General features: G+C 73.6%; 15 protein-coding genes. 10 read left to right on the top strand and 5 right to left on the bottom strand.

Annotation, left to right across the window (positions count from 1 at the left end; all coding sequences use genetic code 11):
- The first annotated feature begins 46 nt into the window (after positions 1–46).
- The 4 genes from ACZ4A5_RS11905 to ACZ4A5_RS11890 all read left to right on the top strand — a co-directional run bounded on the left by ACZ4A5_RS11905 (position 47) and on the right by ACZ4A5_RS11890 (position 5,837).
- The gene (locus ACZ4A5_RS11905; RefSeq protein ID WP_467581679.1) at positions 47–1,186 is read left to right on the top strand and encodes a CaiB/BaiF CoA transferase family protein; all 1,140 of its coding nucleotides are present in this window, start codon (positions 47–49) and stop codon (positions 1,184–1,186) included.
- Positions 1,183–2,325, top strand: coding sequence for an acyl-CoA dehydrogenase family protein (locus ACZ4A5_RS11900; RefSeq protein WP_467581677.1), 1,143 nt, complete (start codon positions 1,183–1,185; stop codon positions 2,323–2,325). The genes ACZ4A5_RS11905 and ACZ4A5_RS11900 overlap by 4 nt, the downstream gene beginning before the upstream one ends.
- 65 nt (positions 2,326–2,390) lie before the next feature.
- Complete coding sequence (locus ACZ4A5_RS11895) at positions 2,391–3,605, top strand: acetyl-CoA C-acetyltransferase (protein WP_467581674.1); 1,215 nt, start codon at positions 2,391–2,393, stop codon at positions 3,603–3,605.
- A 66-nt stretch (positions 3,606–3,671) separates the two neighbouring features.
- A complete protein-coding gene (locus ACZ4A5_RS11890; protein ID WP_467581671.1) occupies positions 3,672–5,837 on the top strand; it encodes a 3-hydroxyacyl-CoA dehydrogenase NAD-binding domain-containing protein in 2,166 nt (721 codons plus the stop codon).
- A gap of 290 nt (positions 5,838–6,127) precedes the next feature.
- Here the strand turns inward: ACZ4A5_RS11890 and ACZ4A5_RS11885 are convergent, their stop codons facing one another.
- Together ACZ4A5_RS11885 and ACZ4A5_RS11880 are read right to left on the bottom strand one after the other, a co-directional pair.
- Complete coding sequence (locus ACZ4A5_RS11885; protein WP_467581668.1) at positions 6,128–6,841, bottom strand: MerR family transcriptional regulator; 714 nt, start codon at positions 6,839–6,841, stop codon at positions 6,128–6,130.
- 155 nt (positions 6,842–6,996) lie between these two features.
- Positions 6,997–8,502 carry a M1 family metallopeptidase gene (locus ACZ4A5_RS11880; RefSeq protein ID WP_467581665.1) on the bottom strand — a complete coding sequence of 502 codons (1,506 nt, stop codon included), beginning with the start codon at positions 8,500–8,502 and terminating at the stop codon, positions 6,997–6,999.
- Between the two features lie 85 nt (positions 8,503–8,587).
- Between ACZ4A5_RS11880 and ACZ4A5_RS11875 the strand changes: the two genes are divergently transcribed.
- The 4 genes from ACZ4A5_RS11875 (at position 8,588) to ACZ4A5_RS11860 (ending at position 18,452) form a co-directional block, all read left to right on the top strand.
- The gene (locus ACZ4A5_RS11875) at positions 8,588–10,666 is read left to right on the top strand and encodes a Xaa-Pro dipeptidyl-peptidase (RefSeq protein WP_467581663.1); all 2,079 of its coding nucleotides are present in this window, start codon (positions 8,588–8,590) and stop codon (positions 10,664–10,666) included.
- A 109-nt stretch (positions 10,667–10,775) separates the two neighbouring features.
- Entirely contained in the window at positions 10,776–12,413 is a 1,638-nt protein-coding gene (locus ACZ4A5_RS11870) for an ABC-F family ATP-binding cassette domain-containing protein (protein WP_467581660.1), read from the top strand.
- Between the two features lie 374 nt (positions 12,414–12,787).
- Positions 12,788–16,987 (top strand): Pls/PosA family non-ribosomal peptide synthetase, encoded by a 4,200-nt coding sequence (locus tag ACZ4A5_RS11865; protein WP_467581658.1) that lies wholly within the window; start codon positions 12,788–12,790, stop codon positions 16,985–16,987.
- 16 nt (positions 16,988–17,003) lie between these two features.
- Positions 17,004–18,452 carry a M1 family metallopeptidase gene (locus ACZ4A5_RS11860; protein ID WP_467581655.1) on the top strand — a complete coding sequence of 483 codons (1,449 nt, stop codon included), beginning with the start codon at positions 17,004–17,006 and terminating at the stop codon, positions 18,450–18,452.
- Positions 18,453–18,477: 25 nt separating this feature from the next.
- On the opposite strand, the gene ACZ4A5_RS11855 is transcribed toward ACZ4A5_RS11860, so the two are convergent.
- The 3 genes from ACZ4A5_RS11855 to ACZ4A5_RS11845 form a co-directional block, all read right to left on the bottom strand.
- On the bottom strand, positions 18,478–19,290 hold the full coding sequence (locus ACZ4A5_RS11855) for a pentapeptide repeat-containing protein (protein ID WP_467581652.1): 813 nt from the start codon (positions 19,288–19,290) through the stop codon (positions 18,478–18,480).
- A gap of 429 nt (positions 19,291–19,719) precedes the next feature.
- On the bottom strand, positions 19,720–22,092 hold the full coding sequence (locus tag ACZ4A5_RS11850; RefSeq protein WP_467581649.1) for a Tex family protein: 2,373 nt from the start codon (positions 22,090–22,092) through the stop codon (positions 19,720–19,722).
- Between the two features lie 82 nt (positions 22,093–22,174).
- The gene (locus tag ACZ4A5_RS11845) at positions 22,175–23,047 is read right to left on the bottom strand and encodes an SCO6745 family protein (protein ID WP_467581646.1); all 873 of its coding nucleotides are present in this window, start codon (positions 23,045–23,047) and stop codon (positions 22,175–22,177) included.
- A 121-nt stretch (positions 23,048–23,168) separates the two neighbouring features.
- Here ACZ4A5_RS11845 and ACZ4A5_RS11840 point away from each other — a divergent pair, with 121 nt between their 5' ends.
- A complete protein-coding gene (locus tag ACZ4A5_RS11840) occupies positions 23,169–24,137 on the top strand; it encodes a GlxA family transcriptional regulator (protein WP_467581643.1) in 969 nt (322 codons plus the stop codon).
- A gap of 29 nt (positions 24,138–24,166) precedes the next feature.
- Positions 24,167–24,790 carry a DJ-1/PfpI family protein gene (locus tag ACZ4A5_RS11835; RefSeq protein ID WP_467581640.1) on the top strand — a complete coding sequence of 208 codons (624 nt, stop codon included), beginning with the start codon at positions 24,167–24,169 and terminating at the stop codon, positions 24,788–24,790.
- Positions 24,791–24,919: the final 129 nt, after the last annotated feature.

Raw genomic sequence — 24,919 nt, 5'->3', positions numbered from 1 at the left:
AACATCACGAGTGTTACAGCACTTGTGTCATAGGACTGGGGTCTGGATGGCAGGGACAGCGAACGGTCCGCTCACCGGCGTCCGTGTGGTCGAGCTCGCGGGGATCGGGCCCGCGCCGTTCGCCGCCATGCTGCTGGGCGACCTCGGTGCCGACGTCGTCCGTGTCGACCGCCCCGACGGCCCGGGGCTGCACATCGATCCGTGCCACGACGTCACCAACCGCAACAAGCGCTCGGTGATCGTGGACCTCAAGTCCCCGGACGGACCCCCGGCCGTCCTCGATCTCGCCGAGCGCGCCGATGTCCTGCTGGAGGGCTTCCGGCCCGGCGTCGCCGAGCGGCTCGGCATCGGTCCCGAGGTCTGCCTCGCCCGCAACCCCCGCCTCGTCTACGGCCGGATGACCGGCTGGGGCCAGGAGGGGCCGCTCGCCGACACCGCCGGGCACGACATCGCGTACATCGCCGTCACCGGCGCCCTCGGCCTGACCGGATCCGCCGGCGGCCCGCCGTACGCCCCCGCCAACCTCCTCGGCGACTTCGCCGGCGGCTCCCTCTATCTGGTCATCGGCGTCCTCGCCGCCCTCCAGCACGCCCGCGCCGCCGGCACCGGCCAGGTCGTCGACGCCGCCATCGTCGACGGCACCGCCCACCTCACCGCACTCCTCCACGGCATGCTCGCCGCGGGCGCCTGGCAGGACCGGCGCGGTGCCAACCTCCTCGACGGGGGAGCGCCCTTCTACGGCACGTACGAGACGGCCGACGGCGGCCACATGGCGGTGGGGGCGCTGGAGAAGCGCTTCTACGCGGAGTTCCTCGACCGCCTCGGCCTCACCGGCGAGGCGCCCGACCGCGACGACCCCGCCCGGTGGGACGCGCTGCGCGACGCCGTCGCCGTACGCTTCAAGCAGCGCACCCGTGCCGAGTGGACGGAGGTCTTCGCGCACTCGGACGCCTGCGTCGCGCCCGTTCTCTCCCTCCGGGAGGCCCCCGCCCATCCGCACCTCGCCGCCCGCGGCACCTTCGTCGAGGACGGCGGCCTCACCCAGCCCGCCCCCGCCCCGCGCTTCTCCGCCACCCCCGGCTCCGTGCGCCGCCCGCCCGCCCGGCCGGGCGCGGACACCGCCGAGGTGGCGCGCGACTGGGACGTCCCCAGCCTCGCCCCCCACCGGAAGGGCCCGCACCGATGAAGCGTCAGATCTTCACCGCCGACCACGAGGCGTTCCGCGGGACGGTGCGGACCTTCCTCGCCAAGGAGGTCGTGCCGCACCACGCCCGGTGGGAGCGGGAGGGCATCGTCCCGCGCGAGGTGTGGCTGGCGGCCGGGCGGCAGGGGCTGCTCGGCCCGGCCGTGCCCGAGGAGTACGGCGGCGGGGGCACCTCCGACTTCCGCTACAGCGCCGTGCTCGCCGAGGAGTTCGCCCGCGCGGGCGCCGCCGGGCTCGCGGTCGGGCTGCACAACGACGTCATCGGGCCCTATCTCACCTCGCTCGCCACCGACGAGCAGAAGCGGCGCTGGCTGCCGGGCTTCTGCACCGGCGAGATCATCACGGCCATCGCGATGACCGAGCCGGGCGCGGGCTCGGACCTCCAGGGCATCCGCACCACGGCCGAGGACCGCGGTGACCACTGGCTGCTGAACGGCTCCAAGACCTTCATCTCCAACGGGATCCTCGCCGACCTCGTCATCGTCGTCGCGAAGACGACGCCGGAGGGCGGGGCGAAGGGGCTCAGCCTCCTCGTGGCCGAGCGGGGCACGCCCGGCTTCGAGCGCGGCCGCAACCTCGACAAGATCGGCCAGAAGGCCCAGGACACCGCGGAACTCTTCTTCCAGGACGTGCGGATCCCCAAGGAGAACCTCCTGGGCGAGCTCCACGGCGCGTTCGGCCACCTGATGACCCATCTCGCCCAGGAGCGCATGACCATCGCCGTGGCCGGGATCGCGGCCGCCGAGCACCTCGTGGAGCTCACCACCGGCTACGTCAAGGAGCGCGAGGCGTTCGGCCGGCCGCTCGCCAGGCTCCAGCACGTCCGTTTCGAGATCGCCGAGATGGCCACGGAGTGCGCGGTCACCCGCGCCTTCGTGGACCGCTGCATCACCGAGCACGCCGCCGGAGAGCTCGACGCCGTGCACGCCTCCATGGCCAAGTGGTGGGCGACCGAGCTCCAGAAGCGCGTCGCCGACCGCTGTCTGCAACTGCACGGCGGGTACGGCTATATGGCCGAGTACCCCGTCGCCAAGGCGTTCACCGACGGCCGGATCCAGACGATCTACGGTGGGACGACCGAGATCATGAAGGAGATCATCGGCCGCTCCCTGCTCGCCTGACCGCCGCCCTTGAGCCGCCCCCTGAGCCGCCCTGTTGAAGCCGCCCCCTCGAAAGGCCCACGACCTTGAGCCCCGAAGCGTACGTATACGACGCGATCCGCACCCCGCGCGGCCGCGGGAAGGCCAGCGGTGCCCTGCACGGCACCAAGCCCGTCGACCTCGTCGTCGGCCTCATCCACGAGCTGCGGCGGCGGTTCCCGGGCCTCGACCCGGCCGCCGTCGACGACATCGTGCTCGGCGTCGTCAGCCCCCTCGGCGACCAGGGCTCCGACATCGCCAAGGTCGCCGCCATCGCCGCCGGGCTGCCCGACACCGTGGCGGGCGTCCAGGAGAACCGCTTCTGTGCCTCGGGCCTGGAAGCCGTCAACATCGCCGCCGCCAAGGTCCGCTCCGGCTGGGAGGACCTCGTGCTCGCCGGTGGCGTCGAGTCGATGTCGCGGGTGCCCATGGGATCCGACGGCGGCGCCTGGTTCGCCGACCCGATGACCAACTTCGAGGTCGGCTTTGTGCCGCAGGGCATCGGCGCCGACCTCATCGCGACCCTGGGCGGCTTCTCCCGCCACGACGTCGACGTCTTCGCCGCCCGCTCGCAGGAGCGCGCGGCCCAGGCGTGGAAGGAGGGCCGCTTCGACCGCTCCGTGGTGCCCGTACGCGACCGCAACGGCCTCGTCGTCCTCGACCGCGACGAGCACGTACGCCCCGGCACCACCCCCGAGACCCTCGCGGGGCTCAAGCCCTCCTTCGCCACCATCGGCGAGCAGGGCGGCTTCGACGCCGTGGCGCTGCAGAAGTACCACTGGGTGGAGAAGATCGACCACGTGCACCACGCGGGCAACTCCTCCGGGATCGTCGACGGCGCCGCGCTCGTGGCCATCGGCAACCGCGAGACCGGCGAGCGCTACGGCCTCACCCCCCGCGCCCGCATCGTCTCCGCCGCCGTCTCCGGCGCCGACCCCACCATCATGCTCACCGGCCCCGCGCCCGCCTGCCGCAAGGCCCTCGCCAAGGCCGGGCTGACCGCGGCCGACATGGACCTGGTGGAGATGAACGAGGCGTTCGCCGCGGTCGTGCTGCGCTTCGCCCAGGACATGGACATCAGCCTGGACAGGATCAACGTCAACGGCGGGGCGATCGCGCTCGGGCACCCGCTGGGCGCGACCGGGGCGATGCTGCTCGGGACGGTCATCGACGAGCTGGAGCGGCGGGACCAGCGGTACGGGCTGGTCACGCTGTGCGTGGGCGGCGGGATGGGGATCGCCACCGTCGTCGAACGCCTGTAGTTCCCCGCCCCCGGCCCGTCGACGCCCGACGGGCCCCACCCACCCGAGCCCTATGGAGAACCCCGGATGAGCCTGACCGACACCATTCGCTGGGAGCGGAGCGACGACGGCATCGTCACGCTCGTCCTGGACGACCCCGCGCAGTCCGCCAACACCATGAACGCCGCCTTCAAGGCGTCCCTCACCGCGACCGCCGACCGGCTGGAGGCCGAGAAGGAGTCCGTGCGGGGCGTCGTCATCACCTCCGCGAAGAAGACCTTCTTCGCGGGCGGCGACCTCAAGGACATGATCAAGGTCGGGCCCGAGGACGCCCAGCAGGTCTTCGAGACGTCCATGGCCATCAAGCGCGACCTGCGCCGGATCGAGACCCTCGGCGTGCCGGTCGTCGCCGCCGTCAACGGCGCGGCCCTCGGCGGCGGTTACGAGATCGCCCTCGCCTGCCACCACCGCGTCGCCCTCGACGCCCCGCACGTGCGGATCGGCCTGCCCGAGGTCACCCTCGGCCTCCTCCCGGCGGCCGGCGGCGTCACCCGCACCGTACGGCTCCTCGGCATCACCGACGCCCTGCTCAAGGTGCTGCTCCAGGGCACCCGCCACAGCGCGCGGCGCGCCCTCGACGCGGGCCTGGTCCACGAGGTCGCCGCCACCGGCGAGGAACTGCTGGCCAAGGCCCGCGCCTTCATCGACGCGCACCCCTCCTCCCGGCAGCCCTGGGACGAGAAGGGCTACCGCATCCCCGGCGGCACCCCGGCCAGCCCGCGCTTCGCGGCCAACCTCCCGGCCTTCCCGGCCACCCTCAAGAAGCAGCTCGGCGGCGCCCCCTACCCCGCGCCGCGCAACATCCTCGCGGCGGCCGTCGAGGGCTCGCAGGTCGACTTCGAGAACGCGCAGGTCATCGAGGCCCGTTACTTCACCGAGCTGGTCACGGGGCAGACCGCCAAGAACATGATCCAGGCGTTCTTCTTCGACCTCCAGGCCGTCAACTCCGGCGCCAGCCGCCCGGCGGACGTCGCACCCCGCAAGGTGACGAAGGCCGCCGTACTCGGCGCCGGCATGATGGGCGCGGGCATCGCCTACGCCTGCGCCAAGGCGGGCATCGAGGTCGTGCTCAAGGACGTGTCCCAGGAGGCGGCGGAGAAGGGCAAGTCCTACTCCGCGGGCCTGCTGGCGAAGGCGCTGGCCAAGGGGCGTACCACCGAGGCCGAGCGGGACGCGCTGCTCGCCCGGATCACCCCCACCGCCGACCCGCGGGACCTCGCGGGCTGTGACGCCGTCATCGAGGCGGTGTTCGAGGACCCGTCCCTCAAGCACAAGGTCTTCCAGGAGATCCAGCACATCGTCGCGCCCGACGCGCTGCTGTGCTCCAACACCTCCACCCTGCCGATCACCCTGCTGGCCGGAGGCGTCGAGCGGCCCGCCGACTTCGTCGGCCTGCACTTCTTCTCGCCCGTCGACAAGATGCCGCTGGTGGAGATCATCAAGGGCGAGCGGACCGGGGACGAGGCGCTGGCCCGCGCCTTCGACCTCGTCCAGCAGATCCGCAAGACGCCGATCGTGGTCAACGACTCGCGCGGCTTCTTCACCTCACGGGTGATCGGCCGGTTCATCAACGAAGGCGTGGCGATGGTCGGCGAGGGCATCGACCCCGCCTCCGTCGAACAGGCCGCGGCCCAGGCCGGCTACCCCGCCAAGGTGCTCACCCTGATGGACGAGCTCACCTTCACGCTCCCGCGCAGGATCCGCGAGGAAACCCGGCGCGCGGTCGAGGAGGCCGGCGGCACCTGGACCCCGCACCCGGCGGACGCCGTGCTCGACCGGATGCTGGACGAGTTCGGCCGGACCGGGCGCAGCGGCGGCGCGGGCTTCTACGACTACGTGGACGGCAAGCGGGCCGGTCTGTGGCCGGGCCTGCGCGAGCACTTCACCAAGCCGGACGCTGCGATTCCGTTCGAGGACATGAAGGAGCGGATGCTTTTCGTGGAGGCGCTGGACACGGTGCGCTGCCTGGAGGAGGGCGTCCTGACGTCGGTGGCCGACGCGAACATCGGGTCGATCCTGGGCATCGGCTTCCCGGGGTGGACGGGGGGTGCGCTCCAGTACATCAACGGATACGAGGGTGGTGTGCGGGGGTTTGTGAGGCGGGCTCGGGCGTTGGAGGCGGCGTACGGGGAGCGGTTCGCTGTGCCGGGGTTGTTGGCGGAGAAGGCGGATCGGGGCGAGCGCTTCGAGTAGGGCGGATTTTTTCCCCTACCCGCCCCTTCCCGAAACTGGGGCTGCGCCCCAGACCCCGCAACACGCTTCGCGCGTTGTCCTCAAACTCCCCCAGCTACCTCCCCCAGACTCCGTCCGGGGGCACCTCCCAGCGGTAGCTGGGGGAGTTTGAGGACGCGGCCGCAGGCCGCTGGGGTCCGGGGTCTCCCCCCACGCGGCGGAGCCGCACATCAGACGCAGCCGGGAAGGGGCGGGACCGGGGAAGAAGCCCGCCGCAGGCGCAACGGTGCCGCACTCGCCCCGCGGCGGGGCTACCGCCCCCCGCCCGCCTCCCCGTAAAGCCCCCGCAGCTCGGACCGCAGCGACCGCTGAAACGCCGTCACCAGCGCCTGCACCACCAGCGGTTGCATATGCGCCGACAGAGACTTCATCGCCGCCACATCCGCCGCGTCCACCTCTTCCTCGAAGAGCCGCGTCAGCTCCCGCGCCGTCGCGCGGGCGTGGTCGAGGAGGATCGTGCGGGCGGCGACGAGTGCCCCGGGTGCGATGGGGACGTCGAGCAGCCGGACGCCGAGGGGCAGCAGGGCCACGTCGGCCCGGAAGGTGTCCTCGGTGGGGAGGGGTTCCAGGACGCCCATCGCGGTGAGCCGGTCGATGTCCTCCTCGGTGAAGGCCCGGCCCGCCCGCCGCTCCAGCTGCGCGCGCGTCGTCTCCTGCGGCTTGTCCGGCGTCCAAGAGGCCACCAGGGCGCGGTGGATGGCGAGGTCGTGCGGGCTGATCCCGTCGGGGAGCTGCCGCAGATAGCGTTCGATGGCGGCGAGGGTGAGGCCCTGGTGCTGGAGCTCCTCGATCAGGGCGAGCCGCGCGAGGTGCCCGGGGCCGTAGCGCCCGACCCGGCGGGGCCCGATCTCGGGCGGTGGCAGCAGCCCGCGGGTGCTGTAGAAGCGCACGGTGCGTACGGTCACCCCGGCGCGGGCGGCCAACTCGTCGACGGTGAGGCCGGTTTCCTCGGTGTCCGTGGCCATCGGCGGCGCCTCGCTCTCTGTTCCGCACCTCTGGGGTTCAACAGTATTGCTGTACCACCGCCGCTGTGAAACCTCCCGGCCGCCCGGCCCGTACGGCACAGGGCCCGTCGTACCGCGGCGATCGCGGTGGCGACGGGCCCTGGGCCGTGCGGGGATCAGTGCTGCGGGTGCGTGGCGGCCTGCGCCTCCTGGATCTTCTTCCAGGACTTCGGCTGCGCCGGGGCCTTGAGCGACTTCGCCGCCTTGGGCGCCGTGCCCGTGGAGTTCGGCGACACGGCCGGCTTGGAGGTGGCGAACAGCCAGGTGTCGAAGAGCTGCGCGAGCGGCTTGCCGGAGACCTTTTCGGCGAACGTCACGAAGTCCTGGATCGAGGCGTTGCCGTACTTGTTCGCGGCCGTCCACCCCTGGAGGATCTCGAAGAACGCCTTGTCGCCGACCTTGGTGCGCAGCGCCTGGAGCGCGAGGGCCCCGCGGTCGTAGACGGCGCGGTCGAACTGCTTGTCCGCGCCCGGGTCGCCCGGCTTGACCGTCCAGAAGGCGTTGTCGGCGGGCACGCCGCCGTAGACGTAGTCGGCGATCTCCCGGGTGGTGCCCTCGCCCTCCTTCTCCGACCACAGCCACTGGGCGTAGGTGGCGAAGCCCTCGTTGAGCCAGATGTTGCGCCAGTCCTTCACCGAGACACTGTCGCCGAACCACTGGTGGGCCAGCTCGTGCACGATGAGCGAGGTGTTGGCGCCGCTGCTGAAGCTGCCCGGGCTGTAGTACGGCCGGGTCTGGGTCTCCAGCGCGTAGCTCGTCTTCACGTTGGGCACATAGCCGCCGACCGCGGTGAAGGGGTACGGCCCGAAGAGGGAGCTCTCCCAGTCGATGACCTCGGGGGTGCGCTCGATCGTCGCCCGGACGGCGGGGCCGTTCTCGCCGAGGTCCTTGCTGTAGGCGTTGAGGACCGGCAGCCCGTTGGCGGTGGTGTCCCGCGTGATGTCGAACTTGCCCACCGCGAGCGTGGTGAGATACGTCGCCTGCGGCTTGGCGGAGCGCCAGTTGTAGCGCGTCCAGCCGAGCTTGGAGCTCTGCGAGGTCAGGACGCCGTTGCTGACGGTCTGGTAGCCGTCCGGCACCGACACCGAGATGTCGTACGTGGCCTTGTCCGTCGGGTGGTCGTTGCTCGGGAACCACCAGGCCGAGCCCTCCGGCTCCTGCGCCACGACCGCGCCGTCCGGGGTGCGGTTCCAGGCGGTGAAGTTGCCGACCTTCACCGTGGAGGGGGTGCCGCTGTAGCGGACGACCACGCTCACGTCCTTGCCCTTGGGCAGGGCGGCGGACGGGGTGATCTCCAGCTCGTGGACGCCGGACCTGGCGAACGTCGCCTTCTTCCCGTTGACCAGGACCTCGTTCACGTCGAGCAGGAAGTCCAGGTTGAAGCGGGACAGGTCCTGGGTGGTGGTGGCGAGCAGGGTCGCCGTGCCCTCCAGCTTGTCCGTCGTCGGCTGGTACTTCAGCCTCAGGTCGTAGTGCGAGACGTGGTAACCGCCGTTCCCGGCGTCGGGGTAGTAGGAGTCCCCGACGCCCGGTGCGCCCGGCGTGGGCTCGGCGGCAGACGCGGGGATCGCCAGCAGCAGGCAGGCGGCGGCCGCGCCCGGAACGATGAGTCTGTGACGCACGAGCTACTCCAACTCGTAGACGATAACGATCACTCGGAGCCTATGAACTCACTGTGAGGGAGGGTATGTCCATGGGGCGTCCGACATGGGATCGTCATGCGCCTGTCACGAATCGGGTTTCCGGCCACCTCGTGAGACTGCTCCCATCCCCTTCTGCGCGGCAGTTCACCGCGCTACGGTCCGGCGGGTGCGCACACGCCCGCGGGACACCCGCGTTCCCTGGACCTCACTCGTACTGGCGGCGGTGGCCGCCCTGTTGGCCGCGTTCCTCACGCCGGGAGCGGCGAGCGCCGCGACCGGCGGCGCGGCGAAGCCGAAGGAGAGCAGACCCGTCTATTCGTACGACCGTGCCGTGCGCGAGTCCGTATGGGTGGACATCACGACCGACGGCGACGGCGACGGCCGGTCCGACCGCGTCGCCGTCGACATCATCCGCCCCCGCGAGCCCGCCGAACAGGGCAGACGCATACCGGTGATCATGGATGCCAGCCCGTACTACTCCTGCTGCGGGCGGGGCAACGAGAGTCAGCTGAAGACCTATGACGCCCAGGGCAGGCCGGTGCAGTTCCCGCTCTATTACGACAACTACTTCGTCCCGCGCGGCTATGCCGTCGCCCTGGTCGACCTGGCCGGAACCAACCGCTCCGACGGCTGCGTCGACATCGGCGGCCGTTCCGACATCCGGTCCGCGAAGGCCGTCGTCGACTGGCTGAACGGCCGCGCCCGCGGCTACAGCAGCCGTACGGGCGGATCGGCGGTCAAGGCCGGCTGGACGACCGGCGCCGTCGGGATGATCGGCAAGAGCTACGACGGCACCGTCGCCAACGGCGTCGCCGCCACCGGGGTCGAGGGGCTGAAGACCATCGTCCCGATCGGCGGGATCAGCTCCTGGTACGACTACTACTTCGCCAAGGGCGCCGCCCTCTACGACGGCGGCCCCGACGGGCTCTCGAACGGCATCGAGAGCCCCGACGCGCGCGCCCACTGCCAGGCCGAGCAGCGCCGTCTCGTCGAAGGCGCCCCGCGCAACGGCGACTGGACCTCCCTGTGGGAGGCGCGCGACTACGTCAAGGACGCCGGCAAGGTGCGCGCCAGCGTCTTCGCCGTCCACGGCGCGCAGGACCTCAACGTCCGCACCAAGCACCTCGGCCAGTGGTGGGACGCGCTCGCGCAGCACGGTGTGGAGCGCAAGATCTGGCTGTCGCAGGCCGGGCACGTCGACCCCTTCGACTTCCGCCGCGACGCCTGGGTGCCCACGCTGCACCGCTGGTTCGACCACTACCTCCTCGGCTATGACAACGGCATCGAGCGCGAGCCCATGGCCGACATCGAGCGCGCTCCCGACCAGTGGTCCACCGACCGCGTCTGGCCACCGGCCGGCACCTCGGCCACCACGCTCCGCCCGGCCGCCGGCCCCGTCGCCGGCGTCGGCACGCTGGGCCTCAAGCCCGCCCCGGCCGGTGCCACCGCCGCCTTCACCGACGACCCGAAGCTGAACGAGGGCGACTGGTCGGCCCGCATCGACGAGGCGACCCCCGGCAAGGCCGGGTTCACCACCGGCCCGCTCACTCACGACCTGCGGCTGTCCGGCTCCTCCACGGTCCGCCTCACCGTCACCCCCTCCACCGGCTCCGCCCACCTCTCCGCCGTCCTGGTCGACCTCGGCCCGGCGGTCATCCGCGACTACGCGGGCGATGGCGAGGGCATCAAAACCCTGCCCGGCGGCAGCTGCTGGGGGAGCGGCAACGCCGGTGACACCGGCTGCTTCAAGGACACCGCGGCGGACACCGAGCAGGTCGGATACACCGTCTTCAGCCGCGGCTGGGCGGACCTCGGCCACTACGCGGGAGGCAAGGCCCGTCCGCTGACCCCCGGCAAGCCGTACTCCCTCACCCTCGACCTCGCCGCCACCGACCACGTCGTTCCGGCGGGCCACCGCCTCGCCCTGATCGTCGCGGGCACCGACGCCGGGCTCATCGAGCCCGCCGCCACCAGCCCGCGGCTGACCGTGGACCTCAGCGGCACCTCCGCCCGGCTGCCGCTCGTCGGCGGGTGGGCCGCCTTCGCCCGCGCGACGGCGGGCGGTCACGGTCCCGTGCCGCACCAGGGCACCCCGCCGCGGGGCGTCCGCCCGGCGGCGCCGTCCCACATCCCCGCCGCCTGACCGCACCCGCGCGCTCCCGCCCGGTGGCGCGATCGCGCGGGTGCCACAGGTGGCCCATAGAAAAAACTGTTATGGGACCGGGCCCTCCAGCGGTTAGAGTCGGCGCATCATGAGCGCCACCCTCGTCGCCAAGGACCTCGCCGCCGGACATGGCGACCGCACCCTCTTCGCCGGGCTCGACCTCGTCGTCGCGCCCGGCGACGTCATCGGTCTGGTCGGCGCCAACGGCGCGGGCAAGTCGACGCTGCTGAGGATGCTCGCCGGCCTGGCCGCCCCCGAGGAGGGCGCCGTCCGGCTCAGCCCGCCCACCGCGACCGTCGGCCACCTGCCCCAGGAGCCCGAGCGCCGCCCCGGCGAGACCGTGCGGGCCTTCCTCGCCCGCCGCACCGGCGTCGCCGCCGCCCAGGCCGCCCTCGACGCCGCGACCCAGGCCCTGGTGGACGGCGCCCCCGGCGCCGACGACGCCTACGCCCACAGCCTCGACCGCTGGCTCGACCTCGGCGGCGCCGACCTGGAGGAGCGTGCCGAGGAGGTCACCGGCTCCCTCGGCCTCACCGTCGGCCTGGACCGGCCCATGACCGCCCTCTCCGGCGGCCAGGCCGCCCGCGCCGGTCTCGCCTCGCTGCTGCTCAGCCGCTACGACGTCTTCCTCCTCGACGAGCCCACCAACGACCTCGACCTGGACGGCCTGGCCCGCCTGGAGTCCTTCGTCACCGGGCTGCGCGCGGGCACCGTCCTCGTCAGCCACGACCGCGAGTTCCTCGCCCGCACGGTCGACAAGGTCCTCGAGCTCGACCTCGCCCAGCAGCAGATCTCCCTCTACGGCGGTGGCTACGCCGCCTATCTGGAGGAGCGCGAGACCGCTCGTCGGCACGCCCGCGAGGCGTACGAGGAGTACGCCGACACCCGCGCCGGCCTGGAGTCCCGCGCCCGCACCCAGCGGAACTGGATGGAGAAGGGCGTCAGGAACGCCCGCCGCAAGGCCACCGACAACGACAAGATCGGCCGCAAGCTGCGCGCCGAGTCCACCGAGAAGCAGGCCGCCAAGGCCCGCCAGACGGAGCGGCTCATCGAGCGGCTGGAGGTGGTCGAGGAGCCCCGCAAGGAGTGGGAGCTGCGCATGGAGATCGCCGCCGCGCCCCGCTCCGGCGCGGTCGTGGCCACCCTGCGCGGCGCCGAGGTGCGCCGCGGCTCCTTCACCTTCGGCCCCGCCGACCTCCAGATCGACTGGGCCGACCGGGTCGCGATCACGGGCGCCAACGGCTCCGGCAAGTCCACCCTCCTCGCCGCCCTGCTGGGCAGGCTCCCGCTCGACGCGGGCGCCGCCGCGCTCGGCCCCGGCGTCGTCGTCGGCGAGGTCGACCAGGCGCGCGCCCTCTTCTTCGGGACCGAGGCGCTGCTGACCGCCTTCGAGGCGGCCGTGCCGGAGCTGGAGCCCGCCGACGTCCGCACCCTGCTCGCGAAGTTCGGGCTGAAGGCCGCCCACGTGCTGCGCCCGGCCGCCACCCTCTCGCCGGGCGAGCGCACCCGCGCCGCCCTCGCGCTGCTCCAGGCCCGCGGTGTCAATCTGCTCGTCCTGGACGAGCCCACCAACCACCTCGACCTTCCGGCCATCGAGCAGCTGGAGTCCGCGCTCGCGTCGTACGAGGGCACGCTGCTGCTCGTCACCCACGACCGCCGGATGCTCGACGCCGTGCACACCACCCGCCGCATCGAGGTCGCGGACGGCCGTCTCACAGAGAACTGACAGGCCGGCCGTACAGAGAACCGACAGGTCAGACGCACAGGGAATCGACAGCTTCGGACGGCCGGCTGACAGGCTGGGAAACCGCAACAGCCCGTCCGGGTGAAGCGGTGTCCGAAAACAAACCCAGGTACAGGCCAATATTTGGCCAAGCGCTCGCCATGGCGGTCGGGGCGACGCGCCGGGGCCGGTCGCCCCTCGGCCCCGCACGGTGGCGGATTTGAACTCCTGATGGGGATGCTCCGGCAGGTGTTCGATTTGCGGAATTCTGGCTCCACCATGCGAACCCCGCGCCGGAGGCCGGCGTCTGTGGTGGCGGACGTCCCGAGGGCGTCCGTTCCACCCGTCGTCGTATTAAGGCGAATAGAGGCGTACCGATGTCCCCGTCCCTTTCCGGCCCACAACCCGGCACACAGGACCCCCCTGTGGGGCAGGCCCGCTACCGCGGTGCCCCGGCACCGCGCCCGCGCACCCTGCTCGACGTACTCGACACCACGATCGCCGCACATCCCGAGGCCCTCGCCCTCGACACCGGTAACGAGGCCCTCACCTACCGCGCGCTGCGGGACGAGATCACCGTCCGCGCCGACCGGCTGCGCCGCGTCGGCATCGGCCCTGGCGACCGCGTCGGCATTCGCGTCCCGTCGGGCACCGCGGAGCTGTATCTGTCCATCCTCGCCGTGCTGGCCTGCGGCGCCGCCTATGTGCCGGTCGACGCGGACGACCCCGACGAGCGCGCCGCCACCGTCTTCGGCGAGGCCGGCGTCTGCGCCGTCCTCGGTGCCGACGGCCTCCACGCGGCCGGGCCCGTCGACCCCCTGCGGACGCAGCGGCCGGAGCCGCTCCCCGAGGACGACGCCTGGATCATCTTCACCTCCGGCTCCACCGGTGCCCCCAAGGGCGTCGCCGTCACCCACCGCAGCGCCGCCGCCTTCGTCGACGCCGAGGCCGCGCTCTTCCTCCAGGACAGCCCGCTTGGCCCCGGCGACCGGGTGCTGGCCGGACTCTCCGTGGCCTTCGACGCCTCCTGCGAGGAGATGTGGCTGGCCTGGCGCTACGGCGCCTGCCTGGTGCCCGCGCCCCGCGCCCTGGTCCGGGCCGGCCATGAACTCGGCCCCTGGCTGGTCGAACGCGGCATCACCGTCGTCTCCACCGTGCCCACCCTCGCGGCGCTGTGGCCCCCGGAGTGCCTGGACCGCGTGCGGCTGCTGATCGTCGGCGGCGAGGCGTGCCCCGCCGCGCTCGTCGACCGCTTCGCCGTGGCCGGCCGTGAGATGTGGAACACCTACGGGCCCACCGAGACCACCGTCGTCGCCTGCGCCGCCCGGATGCTGCCCGGCGAGCCCGTCCGCATCGGCCTGCCGCTGAACGGCTGGGAACTGGCCGTCGTGGACGGGAACGGCGAACTCGTGCCCTACGGCGCCGAGGGCGAGCTCGTCATCGCGGGCGCGGGCAACGCCCGTTACCTCGACCCGGTCAAGGACGCCGACCGCTACCGGCGCTCGGAGGCCCTCGGAACCGACCGCGCCTACCGCACCGGCGACCTCGTCCGCGCCGACCCCGAGGGCCTGGTCTTCGCCGGCCGCGCCGACGACCAGATCAAGATCGGCGGCCGCCGCCTCGAACTGGGCGAGATCGACGCCGCGTTGAGCTCCCTGCCCGGCGTGCACGGCGCCGCGGCCGCCGTGCGCACCACCCCGGCGGGCGGCAAGATCCTCGTGGGCTACGTCCTGCCCGACGGCGGATACGACCGGCACAAGGCGAGAGCGCTGCTCGCCGAGCGGCTGCCCGCCGCGCTGGTCCCCGTCCTCGCCGAGGTCGGCGAACTGCCCACCCGCACCTCCGGCAAGGTCGACCGGGACGCCCTGCCGTGGCCGCTGCCGCAGTCCGCCGAGGACGGCGAGGAACTGCGCGGCACCGCGGCCCGGCTGGCCCACCTGTGGGAGCAACTGCTCGGCTCCCGGCCCACCGCCGACTCCGACTTCGTCGCCCTCGGCGGCACCAGCCTCACCGCCGCCCGCATGGCCTCCGCCCTGCGCGAGCACCACCCCGGCGTCTCCGTCGCCGGCCTCTACCGGCACACCGTCCTGCGCGACATGGCCGCCCACATCGACTCCCTCACCCCCGCGCGGTCCTCGGGCCCCGCGCCCGAGGTGCGCCCGGTGCGGCCCCTGCCGCGGCGCACCGGCGTGGCCCAGATCCTCGTGCAGTGCGCGCTCTTCGGCGTCGCCGGGCTCCGGGGGCTGGTCGGCCTCGCCGCCGCCGACAACGTCCTCGGCCTGCTGGCCCCGCGGGCCTGGGCACCGCACACCTCCTGGTGGCTGGTGCTGATCGGCTGGGTGGTGCTCTTCAGCGCACCCGCCCGCTTCGCGATCGGCGCCTGCGCCGCCCGTACCCTGACCCGCGGCATCAAGCCGGGCGCCTATCCGCGCGGCGGTCGCGTCCACCTGCGGCTGTGGGCCGCGGAGCGCACGGTGGCCTCCTTCGGCGTCCCGACCCTCCTGGGCACGCCCTGGGCCGCCCTGTACGCCCGCGCCCTGGGCTGCAAGGCCGGCCGCGGCGTGGCCCTGCACGCGATGCCGCCGGTGACCGGCCTCGCCGAATTCGGCGACGGCTGCGGCGTCGAGCCCGAGGCCGACCTCTCCGGCTGGTGGCTCGACGGCGGACTCCTGCACGTCGGCACCGTGAAGATCGGCGCGGGCGCCCGGGTGGCCCACCGCAGCATGATGATGCCCGGCGCCTCCCTCGGCGCGAACGCCGAACTCACCTCCGGCGCCTGCCTCGACGGCCACATCCCCGCCGGCGAGACCTGGGAAGGATCGCCGGCCCGCCCCCGGCCCCGCACCGCGGTGCCCCGCCCCGCGAGCGCGACGTCCGCCGAGCGCGGCGAGGGCCTCGGGCGAGGCTCCGCTGTCCCGGCCTCCCGCACGGACAGCGCCCTCGCGGCGGCCGCGCGCGCCGTGGACGAGGCCTTCGACGGCCTCGGCCACCCGGCGGACGCGGGTGACCGCCCCGCCACCCGCTCCGCCCTGAGGAGCCGTCGCCCGCGCAGCGGCTCCGTCCGCCCGCAGCCGACCGGCCGCCCCGAGCCCTACGCGGGCCGCGGCAAGGGCTCCCCCCGCCCCGCCGGAACCGCCGGCCGCGCCCGGCGCGCCCGCCGCATCCCGCCCGCCACACCGCCGATGAGCCCGCGCTGGCGCCTCGCCTACGCGCTGTCCCTCGCGCTCGTGCCCCTGCTGCCGCTCCTCTCGGCGCTCCCGTCGCTGGTCGGCACGTACTACCTGGTCAAGAGCTGCTCCACGCTGCTGTCCGTGACGCTGCTGCTGCTCGCCGCCGCGCCCGTGCTCACCGTCGCCACCACCCTGTGCTGGGCGCTGCTCGTCGCCGGGGTCGTCCGGCTCCTCGGGCGCGGGATCACCCCTGGCGACCACCCCGCCACCGGCGGGGTCGCCTGGCGGGCCTGGCTCGTCACCCGGCTGCTCGACTCCACGCGCTCCAGCCTCTTCCCGCTCTACGCGGGCCTGGCCACCCCCGTCTGGATGCGCCTGCTCGGCGCCCGCGTCGGCAAGAACGCCGAGATCTCCACGGTGCTCCCGCTCCCGTCGCTGCTCACGGTCGACGAGGGCGCGTTCCTCGCCGACGACACCCTGGTCGCCCCGTACGAACTGCACGGCGGCCGGATGCGGCTGGGCACCGCGCGCATCGGGCGGCGCGCCTTCGTCGGCAACTCCGGCATCGTCGGCCCCGGCCGGAGCGTGCCCGACAACGGCCTGATCGGTGTTCTCTCCGACACCCCCGAGCACAGCGAGCCGGGCTCCTCCTGGCTGGGCCGTCCCGCGATGCCGCTGCCGCGCGTCGCGACCGTCGCCGAGGCGGGCCGCACCTTCGCGCCGCCGCGCCGCCTCGTCCTCGCCCGCGCGGCCGTCGAGATCTGCCGCGTCCTGCCGCTGATCATCGGCTTCGCGTTCGCCGAACTGGTCCTGCTGGGCGAGCAGGACGCGCTCGACACCGGAGGCCCCGGCCTCGCCGCGGCCGTCGGCGCCCCCCTGCTGCTGGCCGCCGCGGCCGCCGCCGGACTCACCGCGACCGCCGCGAAGTGGCTGCTCATGGGCCGCTTCAAGGTGGGCGAGCACCCGCTGTGGAGCTCCTTCGTCTGGCGCAACGAGCTCTACGACACCTTCGTGGAGTCCCTCGCCGTGCCGTGGATGGCGGGCCCCTTCACCGGCACCCCGGTCCTCAACTGGTGGCTGCGCAGCCTGGGCGCCCGGATCGGCCGCGGCGTGTGGTGCGACACGCACTGGCTGCCCGAGACCGACCTGATCTCCCTCGGTGACGGCGTCAGCGTCAACCGCGGCTGTGTCCTGCAGACCCACCTCTTCCACGACCGGATCATGCGGATGGACACCGTCCACCTCGCCGCCGGCGCCTCGCTCGGCCCGCACGGCATCGTCCTGCCCGGCACCAGCATCGGCGAGCACGCGGCCATCGCGCCGTCCTCGCTGGTCATGCGCGGCGAGTCGGTGCCCGCCGGGACCCGCTGGGCGGGCAACCCGATCGCGGGGGAGCGTGTGGCGTGAGGGGCGACGACGCATCATGACCCTCCGGGACCGCTTCCCGTGCAGCCGCCGCGCCGTTCTCACGGCCGCGGCGGCGGCCCTCCCGCTGGCCGCGACCGCGGCCGGCACGAGCGACCGGGCCGCCCATGGCGACGGCCCGGCGGCGCGCTACTTCCCGCGCCACGGCTCGTACGGCCACCGCACCCTCGCCTACGACCTGCGGCTCGCCTACGACCCCGGGTCCGCGTGGCTGGACGGCCACGCCACGATCAAGGCCGTCGCCAACGAGAACACCCGCCGGGTCGAACTCGACCTGGCGCGGCTGACCGTGCACGCCGCGGAGATCGACGGCGAGGCGGCGACCGTGCAGCGGCGGGACGGCAAGGCCGTGCTCACCGCCGCCCGGCCGCTCGCCCCGGGCCGGCCGTTCACCGCGGACATCCGCTACAGCGGCAGCCCGGGGCCCCTGCGCACCCCGTTCGGCGCGATCGGCTGGGACCGTACCGGCGACGGTCACGACGGCACCCTCGTCGCCTCCCAGCCGCTCGGCGCGCCCTCGTGGTTCCCGTGCAACGACCGGCCGGACGACAAGGCCGCCTACACCGTCACCGTGACGGTGCCCGCGGGCCACCACGCGCTCGCCAACGGCACCCTGCGCGAGCGCCGGGACCTCGACGACGGGTCGGTGAGCTGGACCTACCACCACCCCGGGCCGATGGCGTCCTACCTCGCGGCCGTCTACACCGGCCGGTTCACGCACGAGACGCACGACACGGAGAGCAGCGGCTCACCCGTACCGCTGCGCAACGCCTACCCCGCCCACCTCGCCGACCGGGCCCGGTACGACCTGGCCCGCCAGCCGCAGATGCTGCGCGCCTTCACAAAGATGTTCGGCCCGTATCCCTTCGAGACGTACGGCGCCGTCGTCGTCGACGCCGAACTCGCGGCGCCCGTGGAGAACCAGACGCTCTCCGTCTTCGGCAGCAACCATATGGATGGCAAGCGCGGCTCGGAGACGCTCGTGGCCCACGAGATCGCCCACCAGTGGTACGGCAACAGCGTCAGCCTCAACGACTGGCGGCACATCTGGCTCAACGAGGGGTTCGCCACCTACGCGGAGTGGCTGTGGTCCGAGCACATCGACGAGGACGACGCCCATACCCTCGCCGTGCAGGCCCGGCAGGAGCTGTCCGGCCACCGGCAGAACCTGCGCATCGGCGATCCCGGGCGCAGCCGCATCTTCGACGACCGGGTCTACGTCCGGGGCGCGTGCACCCTGCACGCGCTCCGGCTGGCCCTCGGCGACGAGCGGTTCTTCACGGTGCTGCGCACCTGGCACGCCGCGCACCGCGGCGGCAGCGCGGACACCGACGCGTTCGTCGCCCACGCGGAACGGACGGCGGGCCGGCCGCTGACCGGCCTGCTCCACCCCTGGCTGTTCGAGCGGCCGTTGCCGGAGTTCCCGGACCGGACCGCCGGGGCGTGACTGCCCGCCGGACCGCCCGGCGCGCCTACCAGTGCGCCGGGCGGTTCAGCGACGGCGGCAGCACGGTGGCGGCGTCGCCCTTCGCGGCGTCGAGCTGCGACTGGATGAGGAAGAGGCTGCCGGTGAGGTCGGCGCCCCTGAGGTCCGCCCCGCGCAGATCGGCCCCGATGAGGTCGGCCAGCCGCAGGTCGGCGCCGCGCAGGTCGGCACCTATGAGGCGGGCGCCCCGCAGACTGGCGCCCCGGAGGTCCGCGCCCTTGAGCTTCGCCCCGATGAGGTCGGCTCCGCGGCGGTCCTTCTTCTTCCCGCCGAACCCGGCGCGCGCGAGCTCGCTCGCCCGCAGCAGCAGGGGGTTGACCTCCTGCCGGACGGCCATGACGTCCACGGCCGCGAGGTCCTCGGCGTCCAGGGCGGTGAGCCGCCGGGTCTCCTCCAGCGCGCGGGTGAGCTCACCGCGCACCGGCCGGGCGGCGGGCAGCGCCCGCGCCTCGGTCAGGTAGTACAGCAGCTCGTGCAGGTCCCGCATGACGGGGAACACGTCGAACATCCGCTGCCCGCCGTCCGGCGCCCGCCGCCAGTCCAGCCCGCCGAACGTCACCTGCGAGACCTTCTGCCCGGCGCCGAAGCAGTCGTAGACCGTGCAGCCCCGGAACCCGCGGGGGCGCAGCTCGGTGTGAATGCCGCAGCGGAAGTCCGCCCGCAGATTGGGGCACGGCGTCCGGGCCGGCTTGTCGATCGCGAAGTCCGACGAGGCGGAGAAGGCGGGGACGGTGCAGCAGAGGGCGAAGCAGTTGGCGCAGTCGGCGGCGAGGTCGGTGCCGGTCGGTATGTGGGACAAGGGGTGGATCTCCTGGCTCGGTGTTTCGTTTCTTCCCCCGGCTCGGCGGCTTCCCGGGTGCGGGTTTCGTTGCCGCCTGCGGCGGGCTCTTTCCCCAGGCCCGCCCCTTCCCGGCTGCATCTGATGTGCGGCTCCGCCGCGTGGGGGGGCGCGTGCCCCAGGCCCCCGGCTGCGGGCCGGTTCGCCGCCTGCGGCGGGAGCGCCCTGCGGGCGCGTCCTCAAGCGCCGGACGGGCTGGATTGTGCGGACCGTGGCCAGCACATCCAGCCCGTTGGGGGCACCTCTGGGGGCACCCCCGGACGGAGTCTGGGGGAGGTAGCTGGGGGAGTTTGAGGACAACGCGGCGAAGCCGTGTTGCGGGGGTCTGGGGGCTTGCCCCCAGTTTCGGGAAGGGGCGGGTAGGGGAACAAGCCCCGCGCAGCGGGACCGTCAGCGCCGCTTCGGGTCCAAGAGCCCCGCCCGCCGCAACGCGTCAGCCATCGCATCGTTCGCCGGCGGAGCCGCCTCCCGGGACCGCGGCGCACCCCCGCCGTCACCCCGCCGCGGCCGAGGCGCCCCACCGCGAGCCCCCTTGCGCGGCGCGGCCCCGGCCGCGGGAGCCGCCTCGTCCTCCAGCCGCAGCGTCAGCGACACCCGCTTGCGCGGGATGTCGACCTCCATGACCTTCACCCGCACGATGTCACCGGGCTTCACGACATCCCGCGGGTCCTTCACGAAGTTCTTCGACATCGCCGACACATGCACGAGACCGTCCTGGTGCACACCGATGTCCACGAAGGCGCCGAAGGCCGCCACATTGGTGACGACGCCTTCGAGGATCATGCCGGGCGCGAGGTCGCCGAGCTTCTCGACGCCGTCCTTGAACGTCGCCGTCCGGAACGCCGGACGCGGGTCGCGCCCCGGCTTCTCCAGCTCCCGCAGGATGTCGGTGACCGTCGGCAGGCCGACGGAGGCGTCGACGAAGTTCTCCGGGCGCAGCGAGCGCAGCACGCTCGTGTTGCCGATGAGCGCGGCGACCTCGCCGCCGGTGGCCTTCACCATCGCCCGCACCACGGGATAGGACTCGGGGTGCACGCTGGAGGCGTCCAGCGGGTCGTCGCCGCCGCGGATCCGCAGGAAGCCCGCGCACTGCTCGTACGCCTTCGGGCCGAGCCGGGCCACGTCCTTGAGGCCCTTGCGGGACCGGAAGGGGCCGTTGGCGTCGCGGTGGGCCACGATGTTCTCCGCGAGGCCCGAGCTGATGCCGGAGACCCGGGAGAGCAGCGGCGCGGACGCGGTGTTCACGTCGACGCCGACGCCGTTCACGCAGTCCTCCACGACCGCGTCGAGCGAGCGGGAGAGCTTCACCTCGGAGAGGTCGTGCTGGTACTGCCCGACGCCGATGGACTTGGGGTCGATCTTCACCAGTTCGGCGAGCGGGTCCTGGAGCCGGCGGGCGATGGAGACCGCGCCGCGCAGCGACACATCCAGCTCCGGCAGCTCCTGGGAGGCGAACGCGGAGGCGGAATACACCGAGGCGCCCGCCTCCGAGACCATCACCTTGGTCAGCCCCAGCTCCGGGTGGCGCGCGATCAGGTCGGCGGCGAGCTTGTCGGTCTCGCGCGACGCCGTGCCGTTGCCGATCGCGATCAGCTCCACGCCGTGCTCGCGCGCGAGCCGGGCGAGCGTCGCCAGCGAGGCGTCCCACTTCTGCTGCGGCACATGCGGATAAATGGTCTCCGTCGCGGCGACCTTGCCGGTCGCGTCCACGACGGCGACCTTCACGCCCGTGCGGAAACCGGGGTCGAGGCCCATCGTGGCGCGCGTGCCCGCGGGGGCGGCGAGGAGCAGGTCGCGGAGGTTCGCGGCGAAGACCCGGACCGCCTCGTCCTCGGCGGCCTGGCGCAGCCGCAGCCGCAGGTCGATGCCGAGATGGACGAGGACGCGGGTGCGCCAGGCCCAGCGCACCGTGTCGGCCAGCCACTTGTCGGCCGGGCGGCCGCGCCCGACGATGCCGAACCGCCGGGCGATGGCCTGCTCGTACGCGGTGGGGCCCTCGGCGGCCGACGGCTCCTCCGGCTCCAGGGTGAGGTCGAGGACCTCCTCCTTCTCGCCCCGCAGCATGGCCAGCACCCGGTGCGAGGGCAGCGCGGTGAAGGGCTCGGCGAAGTCGAAGTAGTCGGCGAACTTCGCGCCCGCCTCCTCCTTGCCCGGCCGCACCTTGGCCGCGACGCGGCCGCGCGTCCACATGCGCTCGCGCAGCTCGCCGATCAGGTCGGCGTCCTCGCTGAAGCGCTCGGTCAGGATGGCGCGGGCGCCCTCCAGCGCGGCCGCGGCGTCGGCCACCCCGCGCTCGGCGGAGACGAAGGCGGCCGCCGCGGCGAGCGGCTCGACGCCCGGGTCGCCCAGCAGCCCGTCCGCGAGCGGCTCCAGCCCGGCCTCCCGGGCGATCTGCGCCTTGGTGCGCCGCTTGGGCTTGAAGGGCAGATAGATGTCCTCCAGCCGGGCCTTGGAGTCGGCGGTGCGGATCCGCTCCTCCAGCGCCGCGTCGAGCTTGCCCTGCGCGCGCACGGAGTCCAGGACCGCCGTGCGGCGGTCCTCCAGCTCCCGCAGATAGCGCAGCCGTTCCTCGAGGGCGCGCAGCTGCGCGTCGTCGAGCATTTCGGTCGCTTCCTTGCGGTAGCGGGCGATGAAGGGCACGGTCGAGCCGCCGTCGAGCAAGTCGACGGCGGCCTTCACCTGCCGCTCCCGGACGCCGAGCTCCTCGGCGATCCTGCCTGCGATCCTGTCCTCGGTCGACGCACCCGCTGCCGTCACGATCACGCTCCGCTTTCTCCTCGAGCTGCGATCTGCATTGTGGCAGGTGCCACCGACAGCGCCCGCGCGAGCCTCGCGGCCCCGGCGCTCAGCCCTTGCCGAGCAGGTCCGCGGGGAAGCCGCCCGCGCCGAGCGCCGCCGTGGTGAAGGCGGTCGCCAGCTCGGTGAGGCGCTCGGTGCCCGCCGCGCCCAGGTGCTCGTACGGGCCCGCGTCCAGGCGGTCCGTGGTGCCCTCCAGCTCCTCGCGCAGCGTGCTGCCCGCCTCCGTCAACTCACCCTCGGCGTCGAGCAGTCCGCGCCGCCGCAGCCGGTCCCGGCCCGCGTCCAGCTCGTCCTCGCTCCAGCCGCGGGTGGCCAGCAGCCACTTGCGGGTCATGCCGCGGCCGGTCGCGCCGTGGCTGACAAGGGCCTCCACCGGGTCGAGTCCGGCCTGGACGAGCGCCATCACATGGCCGTCGCCGCGGTGTTCGCGCAGCAGTGTCGCGGCGTACCAGAGGGTGAGGTGCGGCGCGTCCGGCACGGGCAGGCCGGCGTGGGCGGCGTACAGCGGGCGGCCGCCCCGGGCGCAGCCCTCGGTCGCGCGCAGCGCGAGGCGGGCGGCCTCGGCCATCTCCGGCGAGGCGACGGTGTCGTCGCCGAGCAGGCGGCGCAGGGTCGCGTCGGCGGCACGCAGCCGGGCGGCGATCGCGTCCTCGGGCGCGACGGTGTCCCAGACGGCCGGGACGTGCCGGGCCACCAGCTCGTACTTGTAGTTGTAGAACGCGGCCGCCACCACACCGGCGCCCACCCGCCCGAACGCGGCGGCGCGCGCCGCGAAGTTGACGGCGGGGCGGTCCTCGACGCCCAGGGCCGTGAACTCCCGGTGGGTGTCCGGGGAGAAGTAGACGAGGGAGTGGAGGGGGTTCACGACGTGGTGACAGCGGCGCGCGGCGCCCTCGGGCAGACGCTGGGAAGTGGTCATGGCTGCACGTTACCGACTGGTCGGTACGGCGGGAAGATCCGGGGGAGGGCCGGCGGCCATGGCAGAAAAGGTGGGAACTTCGTCATTGCGGACGCGCCGGACCCCGGTGAGCATGGTGCGCATGACACCTCGCCGCACCGTGCTCTTCCCCCTCTTCGAGGGGGTGCAGAGCCTCGATGTCACAGGCCCCCTCGAAGTGTTCGACCGCGCGGCCTTCGTGGCCGGCGACCCGGATCTCTACGAGCTCCGTACCGCCACCGTCGACGGCGGGGCGGTCCGCACCAGCAGCGGCCTGCGGCTGACGCCCGACACGTCCCTGCGCTCGGCGGAGGTCCCGCACACCCTGGTCGTCCCGGGCGGGACCGGCACCCGCGCCGCCGATCCCCGGCTCGTCGACTGGCTGCGCGAGTGCGCCCCGCGCGCCGAACGCATCGTGTCGGTGTGCACGGGCGCGTTCCTGCTCGCCGAGGCCGGGCTGCTCGACGGGCGGCGCGCGACGACCCACTGGGCCTACTGCGCCGGCCTCGCCGAGCGCTATCCCGCGATCCGCGTGGAGCCCGAACCCATCTACGTACGCGACGGAAAGATCGCCACCGCCGCCGGCGTCACCGCGGGCATCGACCTCGCGCTCGCCCTCGTGGAGGAGGACCTGGGCCGGGAGCCGGCGCTCGCCGTCGCCCGCAGGCTCATCGTCTTCCTGCGCCGCCCGGGCAACCAGACGCAGTTCAGCGCCCAGCTGGCCGTCCAGACCGCACAGCGGGCGCCCCTGCGCGACATCCAGCACTGGGTCGTGGAGAACCTGGAGGCCGACCTCTCCGTCGACGCGCTCGCCGCCCGCGCCGGCCTGTCGCCCCGGCACTTCGCCCGCGCCTTCCACAGCGAGGTCGGGATGACGCCCGGACGCTACGTCGACCGGGTCCGGCTGGAAGCCGCGCGCCGGCTGCTCGAAGACACCGCCGACGCTGTCGAGGCCGTCGCGCGGGCGTGCGGCTACGGCACGCCCGAGGCGATGCGCCGCGCCTTCATCCGCGCCCTGGGAGCCTCCCCGGCCGAATACCGCCGCCGCTTCCGCCCGCTGACCCCGGCCTGAGCCGGCCCGTTCCGTACGAAAGGACGATCGTGCAGATCGCCATCCTGCTCTACCCCGGCTTCACCGCCCTGGACGCCGTGGGCCCCTACGAGGTGCTCGGCAACCTCCCCGGCGCCGAGGCCGTCTTCGTCGCCGAGGAACCCGGCACGCTGCGCAACGACAGCGGCAGGCTCGCCATGGTCGCCGACGCCTCGCTCGCCGAGGTCACGCGCCCCGACATCGTCGTGGTGCCCGGCGCGCCCGACACGAGCGGGCCGAGAGGGTCCGAGGCCGTGCGGGAGTGGCTGCGGGCGGTCGACCGCACCACGTCCTGGACGACGTCCGTGTGCACCGGCTCCCTGGTCCTCGCCGCCGCCGGCCTGCTGACGGGCCGCCGGGCCACCTCGCACTGGCTGCACCTGGAGGAACTGGCGTCGTACGGCGTCGAGTCCACCGGCGAGCGGGTCGTCACCGACGGGAAGTACGTGACCGCGGCGGGCGTCTCCTCCGGCATCGACATGGGCCTCACACTGGCCGGCCGGATCGCGGGCGACCGCACGGCCCAGGCGCTGCAACTCCTCATCGAGTACGACCCGCAGCCGCCGTACGACGCGGGCTCGCCGCAGAAGGCGCCCGCGGACCTCGTGGCGGAGTGGCGGGCGCGAAAGCTCTGACCCGGCGGCCCACCGCCGCGCGGGACCACTCCCACGGGCCCACGGGCACGGGGGGGGGGGGGGAGGGGGGGGGGGGGGGGCGCCCCCCCCCCTCGGCCGCGACGAGAGGTACTGACTCCTCCCCGACGA

This window comes from Streptomyces sp. NPDC025618, from assembly GCF_055558795.1.
Note: the sequence above shows the minus strand (reverse complement) of the source record. Positions and strands in the feature narration are given on the sequence as shown.

Excerpts from the sequence above, each read along its gene's own strand:
- ACZ4A5_RS11900 (WP_467581677.1), top strand. The coding sequence starts at position 1,183 with ATGAAGCGTCAGATCTTCACCGCCGACCACGAGGCGTTCCGCGGGACG.
- ACZ4A5_RS11840 (WP_467581643.1), top strand. The coding sequence starts at position 23,169 with ATGACACCTCGCCGCACCGTGCTCTTCCCCCTCTTCGAGGGGGTGCAG.
- ACZ4A5_RS11885 (WP_467581668.1), bottom strand. The coding sequence starts at position 6,841 with ATGGCCACGGACACCGAGGAAACCGGCCTCACCGTCGACGAGTTGGCC.
- ACZ4A5_RS11870 (WP_467581660.1), top strand. The coding sequence starts at position 10,776 with ATGAGCGCCACCCTCGTCGCCAAGGACCTCGCCGCCGGACATGGCGAC.
- ACZ4A5_RS11845 (WP_467581646.1), bottom strand. The coding sequence starts at position 23,047 with ATGACCACTTCCCAGCGTCTGCCCGAGGGCGCCGCGCGCCGCTGTCAC.
- ACZ4A5_RS11865 (WP_467581658.1), top strand. The coding sequence starts at position 12,788 with ATGTCCCCGTCCCTTTCCGGCCCACAACCCGGCACACAGGACCCCCCT.
- ACZ4A5_RS11890 (WP_467581671.1), top strand. The coding sequence starts at position 3,672 with ATGAGCCTGACCGACACCATTCGCTGGGAGCGGAGCGACGACGGCATC.
- ACZ4A5_RS11860 (WP_467581655.1), top strand. The coding sequence starts at position 17,004 with ATGACCCTCCGGGACCGCTTCCCGTGCAGCCGCCGCGCCGTTCTCACG.
- ACZ4A5_RS11875 (WP_467581663.1), top strand. The coding sequence starts at position 8,588 with ATGGGATCGTCATGCGCCTGTCACGAATCGGGTTTCCGGCCACCTCGT.
- ACZ4A5_RS11905 (WP_467581679.1), top strand. The coding sequence starts at position 47 with ATGGCAGGGACAGCGAACGGTCCGCTCACCGGCGTCCGTGTGGTCGAG.